Source organism: Streptomyces tauricus (assembly GCF_014650955.1).
Classification (GTDB): Bacteria; Actinomycetota; Actinomycetes; order Streptomycetales; family Streptomycetaceae; genus Streptomyces; species Streptomyces tauricus.
On the sequence record NZ_BMVY01000001.1, the window covers coordinates 313,672 to 331,383 of the forward strand.

Genomic DNA, 17,712 nt, shown 5'->3' on the forward strand with positions numbered 1-17,712 from the left:
CGGAACACCTCCCGCCCCGGGGGTACGGCCCGGGTTCAGGTCAGTGTTCGAGCAACATGCGGCGGGCCAGCCGGGCCAGCTCCCGGGTCGCGGGTGACAGTACGGCTCCCTGGCGCCGGACGACGGCGATGGTGTCGTACAGGGGCTCGGCGAAACCGACGGTGTGCAGGTTCTCCGGGAACGTGCGGCTGCCCGCGACCGCCCGGGACACGATGGTGTCCCCGGCGCCCCGCGCCACGAGGTGCAGCGCGGAGTCGACCTGCTCCACCTCGACCACCGGCGACAGGGTGATGCCCTCCACCTGGGCCCGCTCGGCCAGCTGGCGCCGGGTGGGATCCCGCCAGCCGTAGTGGGCGTCGTACAGGATCAGCGGTGCCTCGGCGAGGTCGGTCATGGTCACGGGCCGGGCGGTGCGCTCCGGGTCCGCCGAGGCGTAGACGACCTCGTCGCGCATCAGAGGCGTGATGTCCAGGCCTTCGGCGTCGATGGGCAGGACGACGAGACCGGCCTCCAGATCACCCGCGGCGACGGCTTCGGCGACCTCCACCGAGTTGAGGCCCACGATCCGCAGCCGTACGCGGGGATGCCGGGCGTGGAACGTCTCGAGCAGGTCGGACAGCAGGTAGTAGTCCGCGTTGCGCAGCAGACCGAACGTGGCGACCCCGCCGTCGAGCGAGGTCAGGGAGCGCAGTGCCCGGTCGGCGCCCTCGACAGCCTCCGCCGCCTGCTCGGCGTAGGGCAGCAGCTCCTCGCCCGCCGCGGTCAGGACGAGCCGGCGCGCACCCCGGGTGAACAGCGGTACCCGGTAGTGGTCCTCCATGCGTTTGATCAGTTCCGAGACCGAGGGCTGGGTCGTGCGCAGTTCCACCGCGGCGGCGGAGAACGTGCCCAGCCGGGTGGCGGCGAGGAAGGCGCGCAGCTGGTTGAGCGTGATCGCCGGAGCGGACGAAGGGGGCATGCCCTCCACTCTGCCATAGGGCAGCCCTATGGGGTGGCGAGGACAATTCGAGGTTGTCCCGGGGCAAACCGTCCCTCAGGCTCAGTCGTATGAAATTGAGCTCCCGCTTCACCGCTGCCTACGCCGACCGGTTCACCCTGCTCAAGGCTCCCGCGGTCGACGCTCCGCCCGCCCAGCGCGACCCCGAGGTGATCGAGACGGTCGGCCGCATGCTGTCCGACATCGAGCGCGACGGCCTCGACGCCGTCCGCCGCTACGCGCGCACCCTCGACGGCCAGCCCGACGGCGCGATCGAGCTGGACGCGGCGGACCTGGCCCGCAGCGGCGACCGGCTGCCGAAGGACCTGCGTGCGGCGATCGAGCTGGGCGCGGAGCGCACCCGCCGCTTCGCCGGCCTGCAGCGTGAACACCTGGCGGACTTCGAGGAGGAGATCGCCCCCGGCCTGCTGGTCGGCCAGCGGTACATACCGGTCGCCGCCGTCGGCGCCTACCTCCCCGCGGGCCGCTTCCCGCTCACCGCGAGCGCCTTCATGACCGTGGGCGTGGCCAAGGCCGCGGGCGTCCCCACGGTCATCGGATGCACCCCTCCGCAGCCGGACGGACGCGCCAACGACGCCGTCACCTACGCCGCCCACCTCTCGGGCATCGACCACCTCTTCGTCGTCGGCGGGGTGCAGGCCCTCGCGGCCATGGCCTTCGGTCTGCTGGGCCGGGCGCCCGTCGACATGCTCGTCGGCGCCGGGAACGCCTATGTGGCCGAGGCCAAGCGGCAGTTGTTCGGCACGGTCGCCATCGACCTCCTCGCGGGGCCCTCCGAGGTCGCTGTCATCGCCGACGGCACGGCCGACGCCGAAGCCGTCGCGGCGGACCTGCTCGGCCAGGCCGAACACGGCCCCAACTCACCGGCCGCCCTGGTCACCACCTCGGAACAGCTCGGCCGTGCCGTCATCGCCGCCGTCGAGCGCCAGGTGCCGACCCTGTCCACGCGGGACATCTGCGGACCCGCCTGGCACGACTTCGGCTCCGTGATCCTCGTGGACACCAGGGAGGACGCGGTCGCGGTCATGGACGAACTCGCCCCGGAGCACCTGGAGGTGCACACGGCCGAGGACGACTGGTACCACGACACGCTGCGCAACTACGGCTCCCTGTTCCTCGGCCACTGGAGCACCGTCGCGTACTCGGACAAGGGCATGGCCGGCACGAACCACACCCTTCCGACCGCCGGCGGCGCCAAGCACAGCGCCGGCCTGTCCGTCTCCCGCTATCTGAAGCCGCTCACGTACCAGCGCATCAGCCGTGAGGCCACGCCGCTGCTCGCCGAGGCGGTGGAGGTCATCTCCGCCAGCGAGGGCATGACCGCCCACCAGGCCACGGCCACCCTCCGCCTGCGCTCCTACGCCGGCTGACCCCCCTCCCGCACAGGCCCACACGGCCCACACAGGCATATACAGGCACATACAGGCCCACACAGGAACGGTGCACCGGATGAAATCCGTACGTCGTGAGGTACGTCGTCACGTACTCCGTGAGAGAGCGGGCGCGCCCCGTCGCGCCTGGGGCACCGCCGCGGCCGTCGCGCTGGCCGCGGTCCTCGCCTGCGCCGGGTGCGGCGCGCCCGGCGCGGGGAAGTCCGCCACCGCCGGGACGCAGTCCTTCGTCACCGAGCCGGTGACGACCGCGCAGGTCGCCGCCCTGGGCGACGTCACCCTGCGGATGTGGGCGGACCAGGCGGAGAAGCCGCTGATGAAGTCGGTCGTCCCTGCCTTCGAGAAGAAGTACCCGAACGTCACCGTCGACCTCACCTACAAGAGCTTCGACGACCTCATCGCCACCGTCGTCAACGCCGCCTCCGGCAGCACCCCGCCCGACCTGTTCCAGGGCAACATCGGCTACGCGGTCGACGGCGCCCTGGTCAAGGCCAAGCTGGTCCGCCCTCTCGACGACGTGGCCGCGACCTACGGCTGGCTCACCGGCACCGGCGCGAGCACCCTGGCACCGGCCCGCTGGAACAGCGCGGGCACCGCGTTCGGCGACGGGAACCTCTACGGCATGTCCCCGATCAGCGAGGTCCAGGGCATCTACTACAACAAGGCCCTGCTGACATCCCTGGACCTGGCACCGCCGCGGTCCCTGAGCGACCTGGAGAAGGACCTGCCGGTCGTGAAGAAGGCAGGCAAGCAGCCCGTCATGCTGGGCAACAGCGACCAGTACGCCGCCACCCACATCTTCTCCGACCTCGCCGTCACCGAGCAGAGCCCCGCCTCGATCCGCGACTGGATCGGCGGCAGGGCCGGCACGACCTTCGCCACCCCCGGCAACGAGAAGGCCGCCGACACCATGGCCGACTGGGCGAAGAAGGGCTACTTCGGATCCGGCTACGACGGCCTCAGCAACGAGGACGCCATCGCCCGCTTCGCCAAGGGCTCGGGCGCCTTCTTCGTCGGCGGCTCCTGGAACGGCGCCAAGCTCGACCCCGAGAAGTTCGGCTTCGGCGCGCTCACCACCGGCGGCGCCGGAGCCACCGCCTCGCCGTGGCACATCGCCGCCTCCTCCAAGGTCACCCCCGCCGCCGTCGCCTTCCTCGCGGCCCTGCACACACCCGGGACGGGTCAGAAGATCCTCGACACCGGCCGCCTGCCCGTCGTCACCGACGGCGTCAAGGGCGCGAACAGCCTGCAGAGCCAGACCCTCGACGTGCTCAAGCGCACGATCGCCGCGGGCACACAGGTCGGCTACTACGACTGGAGCGCCACCGACATGCTCTCCGTCATGGGAGGCAAGCTCCAGGAGGTCATGGCCGGCCGTACGAGCAGTGCCGCCTTCACCGAGGCGGTCCAGGACTCCTGGCAGAAGGCGAGGGAGTCCGAGTGAGCACCGTCGCCCCCGCGCGCGAACGCGACACCGCGCCCCCGCCGGCCGGCATACGCCGGACCCGCAGACCACGCCCCCACCTGACCTCCCTCTCCTGGTCCTCGCTGCTGTACGTGGCACCGGCCCTGGCGTTCTTCGCCGTCTTCGTGCTGTACCCCATCGGCATCTCGGTCTGGTACTCGTTCTACGCCTACGACGGCCTCACCGAGGGCACCCCGGTCGGCCTCGGCAACTACACGGCTGTCTTCACCGACCCGGACCTGCGCGCCGCGCTGCTGCACTCACTGGTCCTGCTGTTCTTCTACGCCGCCCTGCCGGTGGCCGTCGGCCTGCTGCTCGCCGGAGCCATGTCCCGCATCCGCGTGTACGGCCTGACCCTGTTCCGGGCGGTGCTCTTCGTGCCGCAGATCCTCTCCAGCGTCGTCGTCGCCGTCGCCTGGCGGAACCTCCTCGCCGAGGACGGCCCGGTCAACGCGCTGCTGCGGGCCGTGGGCCTGGGCCGCTTCACGACGAGCTGGCTCGGGAACTTCGACACCGCCCTGCCCTCGATCGGGGTCGTCGGCACCTGGGTCGAGTACGGCCTGTGCATGGTGCTCTTCCTCAGCGGCATCGTGGCCATCGACCGCTCGACCTACGAGGCGGCCCGCCTGGACGGCGCCGGAGCGGTGCGGGAGTTCTTCTCCATCACCCTGCCCGCACTGCGCCCCCAGATCTCGATGGCGCTGATCCTCACGGTCACCTTCGCCCTGCGCAACTTCGACCTCATCTGGAACACCACCCGCGGCGGACCCGGCACCTCGACGACCGTCCCGAGCCTGTACGTCTACCAGGACGCGTTCCAGAACCGCCTGCTCGGCCGCGCCTCCGCGCTGGCCATCGTGCTCACCGTGGTCATCCTCGCCGTCGTGGTCGCCGTACAGCTCCTGCTGCGGGAACGCGACGGCACGGGCCGCGACCCCGGGCGACCCGGCCTCGTACGCCGCGCACTCGCACGACGCGGCCCCGCCCGGCCGGCCAGGAAGGTGCAGCCATGAGGATCGCCCGTACCGAGAGCGTCACCACGCACGCACTGCTCGTCCTCGCGTCCGTCGTCGCCGTCTTCCCGCTGGTGTCGATCGTCGTCTCCTCGTTCGCCGGCTCCTCCGGCGGACCGTCCCTGTCCAGCTACTCGACGGCCTGGACCCAGGGACGCTTCGGCTCCGCCCTGGTCTCCAGCGCCCTGGTGTCCGTCACCGTCGTCGTGGTCACCGTGCTCCTCGCGAGCCTGGCCGGTTACGCGCTGGCCACCATGCGCGTCCCCGGCGGCAAGGTCGTCCTGGGCCTGCTCCTGCTCGGCCTCGTCCTCCCGTACGAGGTCACCGTGCTGCCCCTGTACGAACTGCTCGCGGGCTGGAACCTCATCGACACCTACTGGGCGCTGATCCTTCCGCAGATCGCCCTGTCGGTCCCGCTCGGAGTGCTGTGGATGCGTACGTTCTTCGCCTCGGTCCCGCAGGAACTGCTCGAAGCGGCGCGCATCGACGGCACCAGCAGATTCCAGACGCTGCGGCTGGTCGTCCTGCCCATCGCCGGGCCCGCCCTCACGACCCTGGGCACCGTGCTCTTCCTCTTCACCTGGAACGAGTTCCTGCTGGCCCTCATCCTGGTCCCCGACAACGCGGCGGTGCAGACCGTTCCGCTGGCGCTGTCCTTCTTCTCCGGGGCCGCCCGCTCCAGCGACCCCGCGGTCACCGCGGCGGCCGCCGTCCTCGTGGCCCTTCCGGTGCTGCTGGCGTACACGGTCCTGCAACGGCGCCTGATCACCGGCCTCACGGAAGGAGCGGTGAAGTGACCGTCAGCCGTCCCACCAGCGCGAGGACCGGGGTGACCCGTGTGGTGTGCGAGCAACTGGCGCCACGGATCGGCGACCTGACCTACAACAAGGGGCTGGCCCTGGAAGCCGTCCGGCGCTCCCTGGCGGACGGGGCCGACATCGTCGTCCTCCCCGAACTGGTCACCTCCGGTTACGTCTTCGAGACCGCCGAGGAGGCCCGCACCACGGCGATCACCGTCGAGGACCCCTTCTTCTCCGACCTGAGCGCGCTGCTCACCGGCACGCGGGGTGTCGTCGTCCTCGGCTTCTGCCAGGAAGCCGAGGACGCGGACGGCACGCTGTACAACAGCGCCGCCGTGGTCGACGCGAGCGGGGTGCGGGCCGTCTACCGCAAGACACATCTGTGGGACAGGGAGACGCTGTTCTTCACCCCAGGGGACCGGACCCCACCGGTGGTCGACACGGCACACGGCCGTATCGGGGTACTGATCTGCTACGACCTGGAGTTCGCGGAGATGCCCCGCCGGCTCGCACTCGCCGGCGCCGACCTGATAGCCGTGCCGACCAACTGGCCGCTGGTCGAGCAGCCGGCCGGCCAGTATCCGGCGGAGATCATCCAGGCCCAGTCCGCCGCACGCGCCAACGGCGTCTTCATCGCGTGCGCGGACCGCGGCGGCGTCGAGCGCGGACAGCGGTGGACACAGGGCACGGCGGTCATCGACCAGTTCGGCTGGCTCACGTCCGACACGAAGGCCACGACCGGCTCGGGTGATCCGGCCGATCCGACCGGTCCGGACGATCCGGCCGCCTCGCCGCAGCGGGCCGTGGCCGACCTCTTCCTCCACCTGTCCCGCGACAAGGCCATCTCCCCGCACAACGACCTGCTCGGCGACCGCCGGCCCGACATCTACGCACAGGAGACCCCGCTGCTATGACCACAGCAGACTCCACTCCCGCAGCCGCACAGACCGGTCCGCTGTCCTCGGCGGCCGACGACGACTGGTGGCGCACCGCAGTCATCTACCAGATCTACCCGCGCTCGTTCGCCGACGGCGACGGTGACGGCACCGGTGACCTGCCCGGCATCACCGGACGGCTCGACCACCTGGCGGACCTCGGGGTCGACGCCCTGTGGCTCTCCCCCTTCTATCCCTCGCCGCAGCGCGACGGCGGCTACGACGTGGCCGACTACCGCGCGGTCGACCCGCGCTACGGCACGCTCGCCGACTTCGACCAACTCCTGGCGCGCGCCCACGGGCTGGGCATCCGCGTGATCGTCGACCTCGTGCCCAACCACTGCTCCTCGGAGCACGCCGCGTTCCGTGCCGCGCTGGCCGCCGCCCCCGGCAGCGACGAGCGGGCCCTGTTCCACTTCCGCGACGGCCGCGGACCGGACGGCTCCCTGCCGCCCAACGACTGGACGTCGATGTTCGAGGGGGCCGCCTGGACCAGGGTCACCGAGGCCGACGGCCGTCCCGGGCAGTGGTACCTGCACCTGTTCGACCCCTCCCAGCCCGACTGGAACTGGGACAACCCCGCCGTACGGGCGGACTTCGGGCGGACGCTGCGGTTCTGGCTCGACCGCGGTGTCGACGGATTCCGCGTCGATGTGTGCGACGCCCTCGTCAAGGCCCCGGGGCTGCCCGACTGGCCCCGTCCGACCCACGGGGTGATCGAGCCTGTCGACGGCGTGATGCCTCCCATGTGGGACCAGGAGGGCATCCACGAGATCTTCCGCGGCTGGCGGCGGCTCCTGGACAGCTACGACGGCCGGCGCATCCTGTGCGCCGAGGCCTGGCTGCCGCCGGATCGCGCCGCCCGGATCATCCGCGCCGACGAGATGCACCAGGCCTTCAACTTCCGCTTCCTGGAGACACCCTGGCAGGCGGGCCCCCTGCGGAAGGTCATCACCGAGTCGCTGGCGGCCAACGACGCCGTCGGCGCGCCGACCACCTGGGTCCTGTCCAACCACGACGTGATGCGGCACGCAAGCCGCTTCGGATACGACGGACAGGTCGAGCTGGAACACGGCGTGGGCGCCGACGACCCGCAGCCCGACCGCCCCCTGGGACTGCGCCGGGCCCGAGCGGCCACCGCGCTCATGCTGGCCCTGCCCGGGTCCGCCTATCTGTACCAGGGCGAGGAACTGGGCCTGCCCGAGGCGACCTCGCTGCCGGACGCGGCACGCCAGGACCCGGTGTGGGAACGGTCAGGACACCGCATCCGAGGGCGCGACGGCTGCCGGGTGCCCCTGCCGTGGACCGAGGAGGGCCCCGCCCTCGGTTTCGGCACCGGCACCGGGTCCGACACCTGGCTGCCCCAGCCGTCCGACTACGGTTCCTACGCCGTGGCCGCACAGCGGGGCCGCCCGGGGTCGACGCTGGAGCTGTACCGCACCCTGCTGGACCTGCGCCGCCGGTACCGGCTGGGGGAGGGGACGCTCACATGGGTGGCCTCCTCCGACGACGTCCCGCGCCCCGGGGGCGACGACGTCCTGCACCTCGCCAACGGCCCCGTCGAAGTCGTCGCCAACCTCGGCGGGCACCCCGTCCCCCTGCCTCCCGCGGCACGGGTGCTGGCCGCGTCCGAGCCGGTGACGACCGAGGTACCGCCGGATGCCACGGTCTGGTTCACCACCGGGGAGGCCGACACCACGGGGGAGGCCAACACCGCGTAGGAGCACGCCGGTTAGGATCCGGTCCATGTCGCTGACCGTGCGGGACGTGGACCGGTTCCAGACGCTGAGGCCTCGTCTGGAGGCCATCGCCTACCGCCTCCTCGGTTCGGCGAGCGAGGCCGAGGACGTCGTACAGGAGACGTTCCTGCGGTGGCAGGCCGCCGACACCGGACGCATCGAGGTCCTGGAGGCCTGGTTGACGAAGGTGCTCACCAACCTGTGCCTCAACCAGCTCACCTCGGCCCGCGCACGACGCGAGAGGTACGTCGGGCAGTGGCTTCCCGAGCCGCTGCTCGACGGGGACCCGATGCTCGGCCCCGCGGGCACCGCCGAGCAGCGCGAGTCGCTCTCGTACGCGGTCCTGACCCTCATGGAGCGGCTGTCCCCCAACGAGCGGGCCGTGTACGTGCTGCGGGAGGCCTTCGACTACCCGCACCGGGAGATCGCCGAGATCGTCGGCATCACCGAGGCGGCCAGTCAGCAGATCTTCCACCGGGCCAAGCGGCACATCACCGACGGCAGGGCCCGCGCCGAGATCGACGGGGCCGCCGCCCGGCGGATCGTCGAGGAGTTCCTGTCGGCCGCCACCACGGGGAAGACCGAGCCGCTCGTGCGGCTGCTCACCGGTGACGCCGTCTCGGTCGGCGACGGCGGCGGGAAGGTCCCGGCCAGGGCCACGCCGTTCGAGGGCGCCCTCGCGGTCGCGAAGTTCATGCGGGGCCTGTTCAGGCCGGCACCGGCCAAGCGCGCTCTGCTCGGCGGTTCGGCCGAGATACACCTGACGACCGCCAACGGCGGACTCGCCATCGTCGCCGTGGTCGCGGGCAAGGTCGTCGGCATCACCTGCCCGGAGATCACCGCCGAGGGCATCGCCGCGTTCCGCAGCCAGGTCAACCCCGACAAGCTGGAACGCGCGACCGAGGTGTGGGCGGCGGCCGACCACGGGGAACCGCTCTTCCACGCCTTCTGACGCGATGTGAGCTGCTTCACACGGAGTTCCTGTCAGGGATCGGCGTGCTGCCCGGTTCAAGGGGCGTCACAGCGCTCGACACGGGCCGGACCCGCGCAGACAGGAGTCGCCATCATGCAGCACCGCATCATCGTTCTCGGCGCCGGATACACCGGAGCCATCGCGGCCGGCCGCCTCGCCAGGCGGCTGCACCGTGACGAGGTCGCCATCACCCTCGTCAACGCCGAGCCCGACTTCGTCGAACGCGTCCGGATGCACCAGCTCGCGGCCGGCCAGGACCTCACGCCGCGCCCCTTGAGCGAGATGTTCGAGGGCACCGGCGTCGAGCTGAGGATCGCCGAGGTGACCGGTGTCGACGCCGACCGCAGGACGGTCACCGTCACCGAGAAGGACGGCGTGACCGGACAACTGCCGTACGACACCCTCGTGTACGCCCTCGGCAGCGGCTGGAACGACCAGGGCGTCACCGGTACCGCCGAGCACGCTTACGAGATCGCGAGCAGGCCCGGAGCGCTCCGGCTGCGCGAGCGGCTGGCCGGCCTTGCGGCCGGACAGCCCGTGGTCGTCGTCGGCGCCGGTCTCACGGGTGTGGAGGCCGCGACGGAGCTGGCCGAGGCCCGCCCGGACCTCGCTGTCGCCCTCGTCGCCCGCGGCGGCCTCGGCGACTGGCTCTCGGACAAGGGGCGCGCCCACCTGCGCAAGGTCGTCGGCGAGCTGGGCATCACCGTGCACGAGAACACCGCCGTGACGGAGGTCCGGGCCGACCGGGTCACCATCGCCGACGGCGGGACCGTCCCCGCCGCGGTCACCGTGTGGACGACCGGCTTCGCGGTCCACCCGATCGCGAGCGCCACCACCCTGGAGACCACCGGCACCGGACAGATCGTGGTCGACCGGACGATGCGCTCGCTCTCGCACCCGGATGTCTATGTCGTCGGCGACGCGGCCATGGCGATGGGCCCCGGCGACAAGCCGCTGCGGATGTCGTGCGCCTCGGGCACCCCCGCCGCGTGGCAGGCCGCCGATGCCGTCGCGGCACGCCTGACCGGCGGCAAACTGCCGCACGCGCCGGTGAGGTACTTCAACCAGTGCATCTCGCTGGGCCGCAAGGAGGGCCTGATCCAGTACGTCACCGCCGACGACCGGGCCGTCGACGCGACCCTCACCGGCCGACTGGCCGCCCTCTACAAGGAGTTGGTCTGCAAGGGAGCCGTCTGGGGTGTCGCCAATCCGACCCTCGGCCTGCCCGCCCGTCGCCGCCATGTCGTGGGGGAGACGGCCGGGACGGGGACGGGGACGGCCGTCGGGGCAGCGGTCTGACGGCAACGGCGCACGGCGGGCGGCCCCCAGGAGTCATGGATGCGCGGGCCCGGGGAAACCGACCGGGCATGGACGCAACGACAACGACGCGCGCACGGAGCCTGATCGCCCTGATGGCGATCGTCCCACTCGTCGCGGCGTGCGGCGCAGGCCACGACGGGAACGACGGCGAGGGCGCCTGGGGGGCCGCGGCACAGCCTGCCGTGGCCCGGGGCGCCGACCTGGTGATCACCACCGACAACGGGGTGCGGCTGCGCCCCGCCGACGGTGACCGGGTGGGCGTCGGGGGCCACATCCGGCACGAGTGGTCGCACCGGGACGACACCTGGGTGCTCGACCTGTCGTGCCCGAAGCAGGACACCCACGGCCGGGAGTGTGCCCGTATGCCCGAGGTCGACGTCCCCGAGGGCACGTCCGTCACCGTCTCCGCCCGCAACGCCGGTATCGACGTGGCCGGTGTCTCCGCCGCGCTGGACCTCACGACCGTCAACGGCGATGTCACCGTGACCAGGTCGGGCCGCAAGGACGCCGCCGTCCGGCTGGAGACCCGCAACGGATCCGTTCGCGCGGGTACCCTGCGCGCCAAGGACGTGCACGCCGAGACGGTGAACGGCGACGTGACGCTCGACTGCGCCACCTCCCCGGGCGGCGTCGGCGGCCGCACCACCAACGGCTCGGTCCGGGTCATGCTGCCGCACGACGCGCCCGCCTACCGGGTCGCGGCGACCACGGACAACGGCCGCCCCTCGGTCACCGTCCCCGCCGGAGACGAGGACGACGACCGCAGCATGACGCTCACCACCGTCAACGGTGACGTCACGGCCGGCGTGGAGTAGGCACTTACCGCACGCGCCAGGGGTTGGCTCAGGGCCCGACAGTGAGGGCGGCTCCCCTGGTCCTGGCGGACGAGGGGCCTGTCTCCAGCAGGAGTTCGCCCGCCTCGACACCCACGGAGAGGTCGCGCGTCACCGAGCCGAGCGTGTCCGCGTCGATGTCGAACACGGCTTCCGCGCTCTCACCCGGCGCGAGCCGGACACGGGCGAACCCGCGCAGCTCTCTCGCCCTGGGCCACGAGGAGCCGCCCGACATCCGCCGCACATACAACTGCACGGTCTCGCACACCGGCCGCCGCCCCGTGTTCGTGACGGTGACCGTACAGGTCAGCGTGGGCGCGTCCAGGGACACGGACGTACGCGACAGCTTCGGTTCGCCGTAGGACACCGTCGTGTACGACAGCCCGTGGCCGAACGGGTGGCGGGCGGACGCCGGTTGATCGACGTATCCCCGGTAGCCGTGGTCCTTGCCGTTGTAGAAGACGGGCAGCTGCGCCGCCGAGCGCGGCACCGACACGGGGAGGCGCCCCTCCGGCTCCGCCCGGCCGAAGAGGACATCGGCGACCGCGGCTCCGCCCCACGGCCCCGGATACCAGGCGCTCAGCACGGCGCCCGCGGTACGGGAGAGGTCGGGCAGCGCGTGCGGGCGTCCCTGGACCAGGACCACGACGACCGGTGTGCCGGTGGCGGCCACGGCGTCCAGCAACCGCAACTGCCCTTCGGGCAGCGTGAGTTCGGCCAGATCGACGCCCTCGCCGCAGGTCATGCCGCTCGGCGTGGCGGAGCCGACGCGCGCGGCGCCGTTGTCGTCGAAGGCCGTGTCGCCGTCGCGGGCGCTGGAACCGCCCAGCACCAGCACGGCCACCTCGGCCGCGGCGGCCAGGGCGACCGCTTCGGGGAGCGCGGACAGATCGGCGCCGGTCAGCGCGCACCCGGCGGCATGGGTGACCTCGGCGCCGTCGGGTGCGGCGTCGCGGATGCCCTGCAGCACGGTGATGCCCGTCCCGGGCCGCTGGGGCGCGGTGTAGTCCCCGATCTGGTGCGGTACGGAGTCGGCGCCCGGCCCCAGTACGGCGATCCGCCGGGCCGCCGGACCCAACGGCAGGGTGTCCCCGTCGTGTTCGAGCAGGACGACGGCGGCTCGGGCGATCCGCTCGCTCAACTCCCGCACGGCATAAGGCGTTTCATGGGCCGGCCGACCGGACGTGTACGGCTGCTCGAAGAGGCCGAGCCGGAACTTGAGCGTGAGGACCCGGGCGACGGCGGTGTCGAGCGTGGCCTCGGGAACGAGTCCACGGGTGACGGCCTCGCCCAGCCGTGGGAAGGCGGCGTCCCACAGGCTGAGGTCGCAGCCCGCCGACAGGGCCATGGCTCCCGCGGCCACCGGGTCACCGGTGAGGCGGACCAGCCGGTCGATGGCGCCGCCGTCCGCCATGACGATCCCGTCATAACCCCACTGGTCACGCAGGAGCCCCGTGAGGAGAGGGTGGTTGGCGACGCAGGGCAGGCCGTCCAGCTCGTTGTAGGCCGCCATCACGCCCGCCGCACCGGCCCGGACGCCCGCGCGTGCCGCCGCGAGGTGGATCTCGTGGAGTTCCCTCGGCCCCAGTTCGGTGGCCGCGCTGTTGCGTCCGCCGACCGTGGCACCCTGCCCGGCGAAATGCTTGAGCACGACCGCGGTGTCCGCCCGGCGCATACCGCGTACCAGCGCCTGCGTGAACCGGGCCGCCAGGTGGGGGTCCTCGCCGAAGCACTCCTCGGCGCGGCCCCAGCGCGGGTCGCGGACCAGGTCGAGGGCCGACACGAGCGCCACATGGCCGCCGCGGGCGCGCAGTTCGGCGCCCGCCGCCTCGGCGGCTGCCTCGTACAGGCCGGGGTCCCAGGTGGCGCCCACGGCGAGGTTCACCGGCAGGACGGTGCCGTCGAGGGCCTGGTGGCCGTGCGGCACCTCCTCCACGAACAGCACCGGGACGCCCAGGCGGGTGTGCTCCACGACGTATCGCTGCACGTCGTCCGAGACCCGGGCGCCGTAGGCCGCCGTGATGCCGTCCGCGAACCCGACCCCCGACCAGGGGTCGGCGCGCTGGAGACCGTAGAGGGCGCCCATGCCGTCGTGCGCGGCGACCTCGGCCCGGAAGGCGTCGGTGAGCCGGTGGTCACCGGACGACCTGCGCTCGTAGGCGTCCCAGCCGTAGAGGCGCTGGTTGACCTGGCCCACCTTCTCCTGGAGGGTCATGCGGCCCAGCAGGTCCCGCACCCGGGTCTCGACCGGCGCGTCCGGGTCCCGGTAGAGCGGGCCGGTCATGTCAGCTCCAGGACGACGACCCCGTACGGGGCGAGCCGCACGTCCGTCACCCGCTCGCCGGAAGTCACGTCGTGCAGGGTGCCGGCCGCGTCCGGGCGTACGGTCAGCTCCTCGGCACACTGGCTGACCAGCCACACGAAGCGCCGGCCGTCCTCGTGCACGAGCAGGTCGGCGCCCACGTACGGGCTGTCGACGGTGACCGGGCGGTCGGCGCCCGCGAGGTCGGCGAGGGCCGCGTACAGGCGGTGGGTCTGCTCGGGGTTGATGTGCGCGGTGCGGGCGGCCATGTGCTCCAGCGGGTAGGTGGCGAGGACCGTGCGTCCGCGTCCGGTCTCGCGTACGAGCAGGGCGGGGCGGCCGTGCCCGTCGACGGCGACCACCCTGGCGTCGCGCGGGACCACCGGCAGATAGGCCCGGCTGTCCTCGTTGCCCGCCACCGGGAAGGAGAGGGTCTCGCCCGCGGAGAGGGGGCCGAAGTCCTCGGTGAAGGTCATCTCCAGTACGTCGTCGGTGATGGGCTCGGCGACCCCGTACGACAGTTGCAGTTCGACGCCGAACAGACCGTCGAGGTCGTCGAACCACGGGCCGCGTGTGCCGGGGTGTTCGCCGGAGCAGAACGACAGGTAGACCGTCGCCCCCTCCTCCGCGCGCCGGGCCAGTTCACGCCGGGTGCGGGCGGTCAACTGCCGTGTGGCGGGCAGCAGATAGAGCTTGGCGTGGCCGGGGAGGTGGTCGGCCTCGCGGACCAGTCCGGCCGGGAGGTCGGCGGCGCGCGCGGCGACGTACGACTGGTGCAGCGAGGTGAAGATCAGGGGGCGGTCGGCGGGCCTGCTGTACGGGTAGCCGCGCTCCAGGAACGCGGGCACCACCAGGGCCGCGTCGGTGTCGGCGCGGCGGCAGCGGGCGAAGTCCACGGCCTGCAGCACATCGGCGAACGCGGCGAGTTCGAGCAGCGGTGCCTTCGGCGCTCCCTCGCTGTCCGTGATGCCGAAGTGCATCTCGAAGGGGTGGTGGTCGTACGGCGAGCGGTCCCACAGGTCGTCGTAGTCGGTGTTGTTCCAGGCGATCCAGCCCGTGGCACCGCCCAGCAGGCTGTTGTGCAGGGTCTGCCGGTAGTAGATCCCGGCGTTCTCGGCGGACACGGTGTCGGTGGAGAGGCCGAACTCCTCCAGGACGACGGGCTGTTCCGTCACCGAGGCCAGCTCGCACTCGAAGGCGGCACGGTAGTGCTGGCGGGGCCGGTCGGTGTCCGAGCGGTAGACGTGCGGGCCCACGAAGTCGACGTACTCGGCGGTGTCCCGGAGCGAGAAACCGTTGTCGCGGCCGGTCACCTCGATGCCCCAGGCGCCGTCCCCGAGGGAGACGGGCTGGGTGCCGCCGGCCGCCCGTACGGCGTTGCACATGGCCTGCGCCCAGGCGGTGACGACGTCGGAGGAGGGCGGGTTCTCCTGGTAGACGCGGCCGTAGCCGGGCATCTCGTTGGTGATGAGCCAGCCGGTGACCGCGGGATGGTCCTTGAAGCGGCGGGTCATCTGCGAGGCGAACCACGCCTGACGGCCCACCATCCACACGTCCTCGTACAGGTCCCGTCCACCGCGCCACACGGGGTCCCAGTTCTCGCCGGACATATGGCCGACGATGAACGTCGGCACGGTGCCCATGCCCGCCTCGGTATGGGCGTCGAGGAAGTCCGCGAACCGCTCGCACAGGGTGTCGTCGATCCGGTGCGGCTCCGGGTGGAAGTCGGGCCAGTAGAAGAAGGAGCGCGTCATGGTCAGCCCGTGCTCGCGCAGCACCTCCAGTTCCTCGCGGACCGTCTTCGGGTCGTAGTCGCGCCACATCAGAGGACCGCCGGTGCGGGACCAGAAGTTGGCGCCGAGCCAGGGCAGTACGGCGGAGTCGTGGGTCAGGTGGGCGCTGTGGCGTCGCATGGTCCTTCTCGGATCGATCGATCGGGTGGTGCGGTACGGGCACGGGGCGGCCGGGCGGTACAGGTCCGGCCCGGAGGCCGGGGCGGGGTCAAGGGGCAGGTCTTCGGGGAACCGGGCCGGTGGACTCGCGGACGACCAGGCGGGGCCGGTCGTCGAGCCGCTCGGCCTCGACGTCCTCGCCGCAGCGGGCGAGCAGGACCCGCGCGGCCGCCGCGCCGACCCGCTGCACCTGCTGGTCGACGGTGGTCAGCCGCGGGTGGAGCCAACGACCCAGCGGCAGGTTGTCGTAGCCCACGACCGACAGGTCCTTGGGGACGCGCAGGCCCGCGCGCTGCGCGGCCCCCATACCGCACACGGCCATGGAGTCGTTGGCGTAGACGATGGCCGTGGGGCGGTCGGCGGTGTCCAGCAGGGCGACGGTCGCGGCGACGGCCGACACCTCCGAGAAGTCGGTGTGCAGCACGGCGACCGGCCGGACCCCCGCCTTGCGCAGGGCCGCGTCGAAGGCGCCGTGGCGCAGTCTGGTGTGCTGCAACTCCTCGGGGCCCGCCACATAGGCGATGCGCCGGTGACCGAGTTGCAGCAGATGGGCGACGACTTCTTCGACGCCGGCCCCCTGCCGGCCGAGGCCGACGCTCGGCACGGCCGCGGCGCGGTCGGGAGCGCCCAGCAGCACCGCGGGCAGGCCGAGGCGGGCCAGCAGCGCGGGACGGGGGTCGACGGCCCGTGCGTCGGTGAGCACCGCGCCGTCCACCCGGCCCTCGGCGGCGAGCCGCTCGTAGAGGACGTTCTCCTCCTGCGCCCCGGCGACCAGATGCAGCAGCAACCCGTAACCGCGCGGGGCCAGTTCACCCTCTATGCCGGTGATCAGCTCGCTGAAGTGGGGGTCCGCGCCGAGGACGTCGGTGGGGCGCCGGACGACCAGGGCGAGCGTACGGGTGCGGGCGCTGCGCAGGGCGGCGGCGGGCGCGCTCGGCGACCAGCCCAGTTCCAGCGCGGTGTCCAGGATGCGGCGCCGGGTCGCCGGGGAGAGCCGCCCCTTGTCGTTGAAGGCCTGGGAGACGGCCGCGGTCGACACACCGGCGGCTGCCGCGACGGCCTTGATGGTGGGACGTCTGACAGCCTGGGCGGGCCCGTCGGTGCCGTCGGTGGGGTCGGTGGCGTCGGGGCCGAAGGTGTCGTCGGTGGAGGTGTTCACATCTTCACCGCCCCGCTGACGAGCGCCTGCTGCATGCGCTTCTGCAGCACGGTGTAGACGACCCATACGGGTACGAGGGTGAGGACGGTGCCCGCGGTGAGGACGCCGTAGTCGGTGCCGGTGATCGACTTCAGGGTGGGCAGCGCGACCTGGACCGTACGCTGCGCCGGGTCGGGCCCGATGATGACGAGGGAGTACAGGTACTCGTTCCAGAAGGTCAGGAAGTTCAGGAGCAGGACCGTCGCGATGCCGGGCATGCACATCGGGATGTAGACGTGCCGCAGGACCGCGAACGTGGACGCGCCGTCCATCCGCGCGGCCTCCTCCATCTCCTTGGGGATGGTCCGCATGAACTGCACCAGGATCACCACGGACAGCGGCATCGCGGTCGCGGGCAGGAACAGCACCATGAACGTACGGGTGTGGAACAGACCCGTCGCCGCGGCCAGCAGGAACGTCGGGAACAGCGCGGCGAAGGTGGGGATGAGGAAGCCGAGCGAGAAGACCTTCTCCATGACCGACGCGAGCCGGCCGGTGGACCGTGCGAGCGCGAACGCCGCGGGCAGCGCGAGCCCCAGCGTCAGCACGAGCGCGAACACGGTCACCAGCGTCGAGTTGACGACGGCGAGCCCCAGGTCGGCGCTGTCGAAGGCGGTACGGAAGTTGCCGAACCCGAACGAGGTGGGCAGGGCGAAGGGGTGCGCGAAGATCTCGTCGTTCGTCTTGAAGGCCGAGGCGAGGAAGTAGTACAGCGGCACGATCAGCAGGACCGCGTAGGACCACACCAGGATGTGCGCGGGCAGCCAGCGCTTGCCGAGCTTCATGGTGAGCGG

14 protein-coding genes are annotated in these 17,712 nt (G+C 72.1%); 9 read left to right on the forward strand and 5 right to left on the reverse strand.

The features are described from left to right. Positions 1-40: 40 nt before the first annotated feature. Positions 41-958 carry a LysR family transcriptional regulator gene (locus IE278_RS01235; RefSeq protein WP_189767814.1) on the reverse strand — a complete coding sequence of 306 codons (918 nt, stop codon included), beginning with the start codon at positions 956-958 and terminating at the stop codon, positions 41-43. A gap of 89 nt (positions 959-1,047) precedes the next feature. Here IE278_RS01235 and hisD point away from each other — a divergent pair, with 89 nt between their 5' ends. The 9 genes from hisD (at position 1,048) to IE278_RS01280 (ending at position 11,448) form a co-directional block, all read left to right on the forward strand. Continuing rightward, complete coding sequence (gene hisD, locus IE278_RS01240) at positions 1,048-2,367, forward strand: histidinol dehydrogenase (protein ID WP_189767816.1); 1,320 nt, start codon at positions 1,048-1,050, stop codon at positions 2,365-2,367. 79 nt (positions 2,368-2,446) lie between these two features. Further along, a complete protein-coding gene (locus tag IE278_RS01245) occupies positions 2,447-3,832 on the forward strand; it encodes an ABC transporter substrate-binding protein (protein WP_189767818.1) in 1,386 nt (461 codons plus the stop codon). Next, positions 3,829-4,866 (forward strand): carbohydrate ABC transporter permease, encoded by a 1,038-nt coding sequence (locus tag IE278_RS01250; protein ID WP_189767820.1) that lies wholly within the window; start codon positions 3,829-3,831, stop codon positions 4,864-4,866. Before IE278_RS01245 ends, IE278_RS01250 begins: the two co-directional genes overlap by 4 nt. Then, positions 4,863-5,663, forward strand: a complete 801-nt coding sequence (locus tag IE278_RS01255; protein ID WP_189767821.1) for a carbohydrate ABC transporter permease — start codon at positions 4,863-4,865, stop codon at positions 5,661-5,663. Before IE278_RS01250 ends, IE278_RS01255 begins: the two co-directional genes overlap by 4 nt. Beyond that, positions 5,660-6,580, forward strand: coding sequence for a nitrilase-related carbon-nitrogen hydrolase (locus IE278_RS01260; RefSeq protein ID WP_213089695.1), 921 nt, complete (start codon positions 5,660-5,662; stop codon positions 6,578-6,580). Before IE278_RS01255 ends, IE278_RS01260 begins: the two co-directional genes overlap by 4 nt. Then, a complete protein-coding gene (locus tag IE278_RS01265; RefSeq protein ID WP_189767823.1) occupies positions 6,577-8,322 on the forward strand; it encodes a glycoside hydrolase family 13 protein in 1,746 nt (581 codons plus the stop codon). The genes IE278_RS01260 and IE278_RS01265 overlap by 4 nt, the downstream gene beginning before the upstream one ends. A 25-nt stretch (positions 8,323-8,347) precedes the next feature. Continuing rightward, positions 8,348-9,292 (forward strand): RNA polymerase sigma factor SigJ, encoded by a 945-nt coding sequence (sigJ, locus tag IE278_RS01270; protein ID WP_189767825.1) that lies wholly within the window; start codon positions 8,348-8,350, stop codon positions 9,290-9,292. A gap of 114 nt (positions 9,293-9,406) precedes the next feature. Continuing rightward, on the forward strand, positions 9,407-10,612 hold the full coding sequence (locus IE278_RS01275; protein WP_189767827.1) for an NAD(P)/FAD-dependent oxidoreductase: 1,206 nt from the start codon (positions 9,407-9,409) through the stop codon (positions 10,610-10,612). A gap of 68 nt (positions 10,613-10,680) precedes the next feature. Further along, positions 10,681-11,448 carry a DUF4097 family beta strand repeat-containing protein gene (locus tag IE278_RS01280; protein WP_189767829.1) on the forward strand — a complete coding sequence of 256 codons (768 nt, stop codon included), beginning with the start codon at positions 10,681-10,683 and terminating at the stop codon, positions 11,446-11,448. A 28-nt stretch (positions 11,449-11,476) separates the two neighbouring features. On the opposite strand, the gene IE278_RS01285 is transcribed toward IE278_RS01280, so the two are convergent. From IE278_RS01285 to IE278_RS01300, 4 genes are all read right to left on the reverse strand, one after another. Further along, on the reverse strand, positions 11,477-13,750 hold the full coding sequence (locus IE278_RS01285) for a glycoside hydrolase family 3 N-terminal domain-containing protein (protein WP_189767831.1): 2,274 nt from the start codon (positions 13,748-13,750) through the stop codon (positions 11,477-11,479). Continuing rightward, the gene (locus IE278_RS01290) at positions 13,747-15,681 is read right to left on the reverse strand and encodes a cellulase family glycosylhydrolase (protein WP_189767833.1); all 1,935 of its coding nucleotides are present in this window, start codon (positions 15,679-15,681) and stop codon (positions 13,747-13,749) included. Before IE278_RS01290 ends, IE278_RS01285 begins: the two co-directional genes overlap by 4 nt. Positions 15,682-15,769: 88 nt before the next feature. Further along, entirely contained in the window at positions 15,770-16,786 is a 1,017-nt protein-coding gene (locus IE278_RS01295; protein WP_246569906.1) for a LacI family DNA-binding transcriptional regulator, read from the reverse strand. Positions 16,787-16,875: 89 nt separating this feature from the next. Then, positions 16,876-17,703: a carbohydrate ABC transporter permease gene (locus IE278_RS01300; RefSeq protein ID WP_189767837.1), complete on the reverse strand. Its 828-nt coding sequence runs from the start codon at positions 17,701-17,703 to the stop codon at positions 16,876-16,878. Positions 17,704-17,712: the final 9 nt, after the last annotated feature.

Excerpts from the sequence above, each read along its gene's own strand:
- IE278_RS01235 (WP_189767814.1), bottom strand. The coding sequence starts at position 958 with ATGCCCCCTTCGTCCGCTCCGGCGATCACGCTCAACCAGCTGCGCGCC.
- hisD (WP_189767816.1), top strand. The coding sequence starts at position 1,048 with ATGAAATTGAGCTCCCGCTTCACCGCTGCCTACGCCGACCGGTTCACC.
- IE278_RS01245 (WP_189767818.1), top strand. The coding sequence starts at position 2,447 with ATGAAATCCGTACGTCGTGAGGTACGTCGTCACGTACTCCGTGAGAGA.
- IE278_RS01255 (WP_189767821.1), top strand. The coding sequence starts at position 4,863 with ATGAGGATCGCCCGTACCGAGAGCGTCACCACGCACGCACTGCTCGTC.
- IE278_RS01265 (WP_189767823.1), top strand. The coding sequence starts at position 6,577 with ATGACCACAGCAGACTCCACTCCCGCAGCCGCACAGACCGGTCCGCTG.
- sigJ (WP_189767825.1), top strand. The coding sequence starts at position 8,348 with ATGTCGCTGACCGTGCGGGACGTGGACCGGTTCCAGACGCTGAGGCCT.
- IE278_RS01275 (WP_189767827.1), top strand. The coding sequence starts at position 9,407 with ATGCAGCACCGCATCATCGTTCTCGGCGCCGGATACACCGGAGCCATC.
- IE278_RS01280 (WP_189767829.1), top strand. The coding sequence starts at position 10,681 with ATGGACGCAACGACAACGACGCGCGCACGGAGCCTGATCGCCCTGATG.
- IE278_RS01285 (WP_189767831.1), bottom strand. The coding sequence starts at position 13,750 with ATGACCGGCCCGCTCTACCGGGACCCGGACGCGCCGGTCGAGACCCGG.
- IE278_RS01290 (WP_189767833.1), bottom strand. The coding sequence starts at position 15,681 with ATGCGACGCCACAGCGCCCACCTGACCCACGACTCCGCCGTACTGCCC.
- IE278_RS01300 (WP_189767837.1), bottom strand. The coding sequence starts at position 17,703 with ATGAAGCTCGGCAAGCGCTGGCTGCCCGCGCACATCCTGGTGTGGTCC.